8 protein-coding genes are annotated in these 5,299 nt (G+C 65.0%); 3 read left to right on the top strand and 5 right to left on the bottom strand.

Features of this window, described 5'->3' with window-relative positions:
- Window positions 1–50 precede the first annotated feature (50 nt).
- Complete coding sequence (locus ACFHVL_RS30715) at window positions 51–437, bottom strand: maleylpyruvate isomerase N-terminal domain-containing protein (RefSeq protein WP_416632096.1); 387 nt, start codon at window positions 435–437, stop codon at window positions 51–53.
- A 317-nt stretch (window positions 438–754) separates the two neighbouring features.
- On the opposite strand from ACFHVL_RS30715, the gene ACFHVL_RS30710 reads away from it, so the two are divergent.
- A complete protein-coding gene (locus tag ACFHVL_RS30710) occupies window positions 755–1,507 on the top strand; it encodes an alpha/beta fold hydrolase (protein WP_416632098.1) in 753 nt (250 codons plus the stop codon).
- Window positions 1,508–1,759: 252 nt separating this feature from the next.
- On the opposite strand, the gene ACFHVL_RS30705 is transcribed toward ACFHVL_RS30710, so the two are convergent.
- The gene (locus ACFHVL_RS30705; RefSeq protein ID WP_416632095.1) at window positions 1,760–2,002 is read right to left on the bottom strand and encodes a hypothetical protein; all 243 of its coding nucleotides are present in this window, start codon (window positions 2,000–2,002) and stop codon (window positions 1,760–1,762) included.
- A gap of 617 nt (window positions 2,003–2,619) precedes the next feature.
- Between ACFHVL_RS30705 and ACFHVL_RS30700 the strand changes: the two genes are divergently transcribed.
- A complete protein-coding gene (locus ACFHVL_RS30700; protein WP_416632094.1) occupies window positions 2,620–2,940 on the top strand; it encodes a hypothetical protein in 321 nt (106 codons plus the stop codon).
- Window positions 2,941–3,090: 150 nt separating this feature from the next.
- Here the strand turns inward: ACFHVL_RS30700 and ACFHVL_RS30695 are convergent, their stop codons facing one another.
- On the bottom strand, window positions 3,091–3,552 hold the full coding sequence (locus tag ACFHVL_RS30695; protein WP_416632093.1) for a MarR family winged helix-turn-helix transcriptional regulator: 462 nt from the start codon (window positions 3,550–3,552) through the stop codon (window positions 3,091–3,093).
- Window positions 3,553–3,599: 47 nt separating this feature from the next.
- Between ACFHVL_RS30695 and ACFHVL_RS30690 the strand changes: the two genes are divergently transcribed.
- Complete coding sequence (locus tag ACFHVL_RS30690) at window positions 3,600–4,172, top strand: hypothetical protein (protein WP_416632092.1); 573 nt, start codon at window positions 3,600–3,602, stop codon at window positions 4,170–4,172.
- A 228-nt stretch (window positions 4,173–4,400) separates the two neighbouring features.
- Here the strand turns inward: ACFHVL_RS30690 and ACFHVL_RS30685 are convergent, their stop codons facing one another.
- Both ACFHVL_RS30685 and ACFHVL_RS30680 read right to left on the bottom strand, forming a co-directional pair.
- A complete protein-coding gene (locus tag ACFHVL_RS30685) occupies window positions 4,401–4,928 on the bottom strand; it encodes a hypothetical protein (RefSeq protein ID WP_416569473.1) in 528 nt (175 codons plus the stop codon).
- On the bottom strand, window positions 4,921–5,299 hold a 379-nt coding region (locus ACFHVL_RS30680; RefSeq protein ID WP_416632090.1), incomplete at its 5' end, for a tetratricopeptide repeat protein. The genes ACFHVL_RS30685 and ACFHVL_RS30680, both read right to left, overlap by 8 nt.

The following is a 5,299-nucleotide window of genomic DNA, read 5'->3' as shown; positions in this document are numbered from 1 at the left end:
GATGAACATCCTCCCGAGGAGCACACAGCCCCTCTGAGCTGGGATGTCCGTCAAACCGGGTCAGGCCCAACCAGCGTCTCGTTCACGCCCAGTGCCGCGAAGCCGCTCGGGTCGGTCGGTCCCCAGTGCCAGGCCCGTACCGACGGGTCGGACGCGGTCAGCATGGTGCTCAACAAGCGTCCTGCGCCGGTGACTGTCCGCAGCAGATCGCGGGGAGAGGCGTCGTCGCGTACCACCAGGTCGAACGGGAGGTACGCGGAGTCGGGCCGGGCGGCGAGTTGCCCGGCGTACGCGAGAAGGTCATGCGCGACATGGGCGGCTGTTTCCCAACAGCTCCAGTCGAGCGCGCCGGCTGGGCGTCCCCAGTCCGCCGACTCGTGCGGTGTCAGCACCCGGACCATCTCGGCCACGGCTTGGTCGACGTCACGGCTGTCCATCCGGCGCACAACCAGGAGCCTGCCAGATCCTGCGCCGCCCGGCCGTGCCCCCCAAACACCCCGCGCACCGGGGCATGCGGCTCTATCGGAACCTGACTGTGGGCTGGTGACTCTGGGTGATCGGTGTGTTGATCGGCACGTGCGGATGCCTCCCCGGCGGCGTCTGGATATGCTCCGTGACGCACGACTCGCGGCGTGTGCGGATGTTCGGGGAAGAGCGACCGTCTGGCAATGTTGGCCGGGTGCATCTAACGGAAGAGTTCGAGTGGCGCGGACGTGAGGTCCGATGGCGTCGGACGGGCTCTGGGCCCGACGTCGTGTTCTGCCATGGGACACCGTGGTCCTCGCAGTTGTGGGGCCCCTACGCCGAGGCTCTCAGTGCCCAGTTCACAGTTCACCTGTGGGATATGCCCGGCTACGGGCAGTCCTCAAAGTCGCCGGATCACCGGGTGTCTCTGGACGTCCAGGGTGAGTTACTGGCTGACCTCGTCTCGCATTGGGAGCTGCAGTCCCCACATGTCGTAGCTCACGACTACGGCGGTGCCGTCGCGTTGAGGGCTCTTCTCTTGCATGGCTGTTCGTTCGCGTCGTTGGCGCTCGTCGACGTGGTGGCGCTGGCTCCCTGGGGGTCGGACTTCTTCCGGCTTGTGCGCGACAACACCGAAGCTTTCAGCGCGCTGCCAAGGGCCGTCCACGAAGGAGCGCTCCGGGCCTACATCGCAGGAGCCAGTCACGTGGGCCTGACGCCTAGCCAGATGCAGGCCCTCGTTTCTCCCTGGCTGGATACCGACGGACAAGCCGCGTTCTACCGGCAGATCGCCCAGGCGGACCAGATCCATACGGACGAGATTCAGGGCCTCTACCCGCGTCTGGACTTGCCCGTTCTGGTGGTGTGGGGCAATAACGACACATGGATCCCTGTCGACCGTGCTCACCAACTGGCAGAACTCATCCCGGGCGCTCAACTCGAGCTGATCGATGGGGCGGGTCACCTGGTCCAGCTTGACCAGCCCGTACAATTAGCCACGAGGTTGCACGGTTGGCTCACCTCTCAGGCCACGAGGACTTGATGCGGTTCAACATCCGCTCATCGGCACGACAGCGCACCGATCGTCATGACGCATCGTGACGCTCGGATCGCGGCATTTCCGGGCATCGCGGAGCAGCATGGGTAGCACAGAGCGTGACAGCCCTGCCGGCCCGCGCGCGATTAGCTCACCGAAGAGTTGCGGACTGCCGCGCAGCGGTCGCGGTTGCCGGTGCCGACTGTCGGCCGCGGTGGCCCGCACGGCGGGCGCAGGATCCGCCGACCTAGGCGGGGGTTACGGTGGATAATCAACAATCTGACGATGAGGCTGCAAATGATCAATGTCCAGGAGTTCGCGCGACGGCTGAGTACTCTCGGAGCTGATGCGTTCACCAGCGACGACGTCGTGGACCTGGCGACCGCGGCTGATGTTCGCATCAGCGCAGACCTCGAGATCGACGCCGCCCTGGCGCAGCGCTTGCTCGACCAGATCTCGCCCACCCTGCCGGTCACCGGGGCCCAGATCGCGGCGTCGCAATGGCCGCCACCGGAGTCCTGCCGTCCTGCGGCGCCTTCGGTGTCGTTCTCCAGCCCCGGTGCCGTCGACGGACCGGCTGATCAGCCGGTCCGTTCCCGCAGTTCTGGGCCTGCGGGTAGCGGCCGGCGACACGGCTCTCGACGAACTGGCAGGTGAACCTGCAGTCGCAGCTTTCAGCAACAGCCAGACTACTCGCCGCCGGCTACGACGCGAGCTGCGAACCCAACGCCCGCCGCCATCATCTGCTGAACCTTGTCCTCCTGTCCGGCTCCATACGCCCGGGCAGCCTCGACGCACGATGATCCCGGTCAGCATGCGGATCGCGGCATGATCCTGCCGGCCTGTTCCTGGTCACGGATGAGCGCGGTGGAGCTTCCTGTGGCAGGTCCGTAGCGGGTCCGTGGACGAAGGGCCGGCGACGTCCCTGGCGTGGCTCGGTGAGTAGGACACCGTCAGTAGAACTCCGTCGGAAGGGGCCACTGACGAGGCGATCACCCGAGCTGTCGGTGGCTGCTGCTGCTGACGACGACAGCCGCTACTACTCATTCGACCGATCGGCGGCAGATGAGGGCGCCGGCTACTGTAAACCTCGCCCGAATTGATGGTGCGGAGGAAGAATGTACGTCTACCGGTGGAACGATGGAGTCGAGGTCGGCCACGTCGACGCTGACGGTGTGTGGCACACGGAGAGCTATCCAGGGGAGCCGCGCGACGCCATGCTGCGGGTGCACGACCTCAACCGGGCGGACCGTACTGCTGGCCGGGTCACTGGCGTCGCCGAGATCTCGATCGAGTCGGGTGAGGACGGGTTTTACACCCTCGGCTGGTATTCGCCTGACGGGCGTTGGCACCCGATCTTCGACGTAGAATCCCGCGATCTGGGTGAGCCGTGGCGACTCTGGCTCAAGGGCCATGACGTGCCCGAGCCGTCTACCTGAACGGTGCACGCCCCTGATGCCGGCACATGGTTATGTCGGGATGTTCCAGACTCCGATGACCGACTGGAACCCGAGGGCGACGACCTCATCCGCCGCCGGCCTGCAACGCGGCAGATCCGGGTGCCTTGTTGACCCGCTCTCCGTGGGCGATCATGCCTGCTGGGCGGCCGTGCCGATCGCGGCGTGCAGGTCCCGGAGTGCCTGTTGTACGTCGCTGGCGGGCCGGGGGAGGGCGCCCTCGACAGTGGCCAGGGCGGACAGGAAGTGCCGGCCTGCCGTGGTGTGAGCGTGCTGGCCTGCGTCGGTGAGCGTGATGCGGTACGACCGACGGTCCTCTGGGTGTGGGACCTGCCGGACGTGCCCGCGCGCGACCAGTCGCTTGACGTGGCTGGAAACCGTCGTTGCCGGGGCGGAGATCCACCGGGCGAGTTCGCTCGGGCTGATCTCGCCGGCCTGGCGCAGTACGGAGTAGACGGCGAAGTCCTCGGCGTCCAGACCGGTGCCGGCCAGCGCGGTGTCCAGCAGTGCGATGGCGGCGCGGGCCGTGAGCCAGGTGTCGAAGAGCACGTTCGACGGATCGTCACCCTTGACAGAACTGCTGCGATCTCGCACTATCTCTCCCCAGGGGCAAGTATTGCGAGATCGTAGCATCGGAGGTTGTGGTGAAGGCGTGGCGCGTGATGAGCCGTGGCCGGGTGGTCGTAGCTATCTGGGTTCTCTACGGGATCAGCGCACTGGCCATGTTCGGCTGGCCCGGCCTGACCGGCGCGGTCTCCCGGGCCTGCCACGGGCGGAGCGCCCTGGACGTACGCAGCCACTGGACCGCCGCGGATGCACGCGATCTGGTCGCGGCCTGCGGTACCGAGGGACGGGCGGCCTATCTCCGGCTGGAATTGCTCGACCTCGTGTACCCGCTGCTCTGCGGCCTGGCCCTGCTGCTCGTGTCATCCCTGTTGATCCGGCGCTTGCCGGGCCGGAGGTGGCGTCTCCTGCTGATTCCCGCGGTCGCGATGACCGTGCTCGACTACGGCGAGAACGCAGCTGTCTGGAGTATTCTGTCGACGTGGCCCGCCGTCGGGGACCTGCCCGCACACCTCGGAGGGGCCGCCACCGTAGCGAAGCGCGCCGCGGGTCTCGTGGCCTACCTCGCCGTACCGCTGCTTCTCCTCACCGTCGGCCTTGATCGGCTTCGAGTCCGGACTCGGGCCGGCGCTGCGGACTCTTCCCGGTGAGGGCACCGGCAGAGCCGATCAAGGCCTCACTCATCTCCGGCACCGTTCAACAGTCATGACTCCATCCGATCGCGGCGAACACTTCCGGAGTGACCGCACATCGGCACGTCCGGACGCCGGCGACCGGCACCGACGTCACCTTCGGGGACGAGCGCTACGCGGCAGATCCGGACGCCGCAACTGGTACTTCACCCAGGCGTCGCTCACCCGGTTTTCTCTCGTCGAGGATCAGTTGAATAGACTATAAATTTTGTCTGTTATGTCAGCCATGTCGGAGATGGTCGGCAGTGCGCCAACTACTCCTGCCCAAAGTGCCTTCAAAACGGCTTTGCGAGGCACGCTTTGATTAAGTTCTTCCGTCATCGCATTGAAACTCTCACTGGCTTCAACGTTGCCCGATTTCTCAATAAGATCGGCAACCTTCAGCAAGGCGGTCGATATTTCATCTCGACCGTCCGATCCGAGCCTGTTGAGGGATTGCGAAAGTAGGCTCCGGTTGACGATAATCGCTCCGGCGCCGATGTTGCTAAATGAGTCCCCGGTCACTTTCGTCTCCTCGTGATGGTCATTATGGTTCGAAATGGTGACTTGCTCACTGCTGATATTGTAGATTGCGGTAAGGTGTCTACCGATTTGAGTCAAGTCTTGCCCGGCTTTCTGGTTGGCCAGTCCGGCGGACGAGATAAGCTCAATAATGTCTAGCTGCTTTTTAATGATCCCGTAGATCATGTCGCGCGTTTCATCGAAATCAGGCACGGTTGTCCCCGGGGTGCCCGGCTTCCGAAAGCAATCTTTCTTTATCCAGCTCGCGTGCAAGCGCATGATCAGGACCCAAGGCTGCTTCCGCGATAGTGACGGCGCGGCGAAGAAGCGTAGTTGCCTCTTGCGCGTTGCCAACATCGTGGTAGGTGGCTGCCAGGTTTCCAAGGCGAATGGCAGTGTCGGGATGGCTGGGTCCGAGGGCGGACTCTGTAATGGCAAGCGCGCGCTGCAGAAGCGGGATTGCCTCGGCCGCCCGGCCACTACCGCGGTAGGCGGCTGCCAGGTTTCCGAGATGAATGGCAGTGTCGGGATGGCTGGGTCCGAGGGCGGACTCTGTAATGGCAAGCGCGCGCTGCAGAAGCGGG

Origin of the sequence: Micromonospora sp. LOL_023 (assembly GCF_048060115.1) — a bacterium.
Lineage (GTDB): Bacteria > Actinomycetota > Actinomycetes > Mycobacteriales > Micromonosporaceae > Micromonospora_E.
This window is presented reverse-complemented; position numbering and strand designations above follow the sequence as displayed.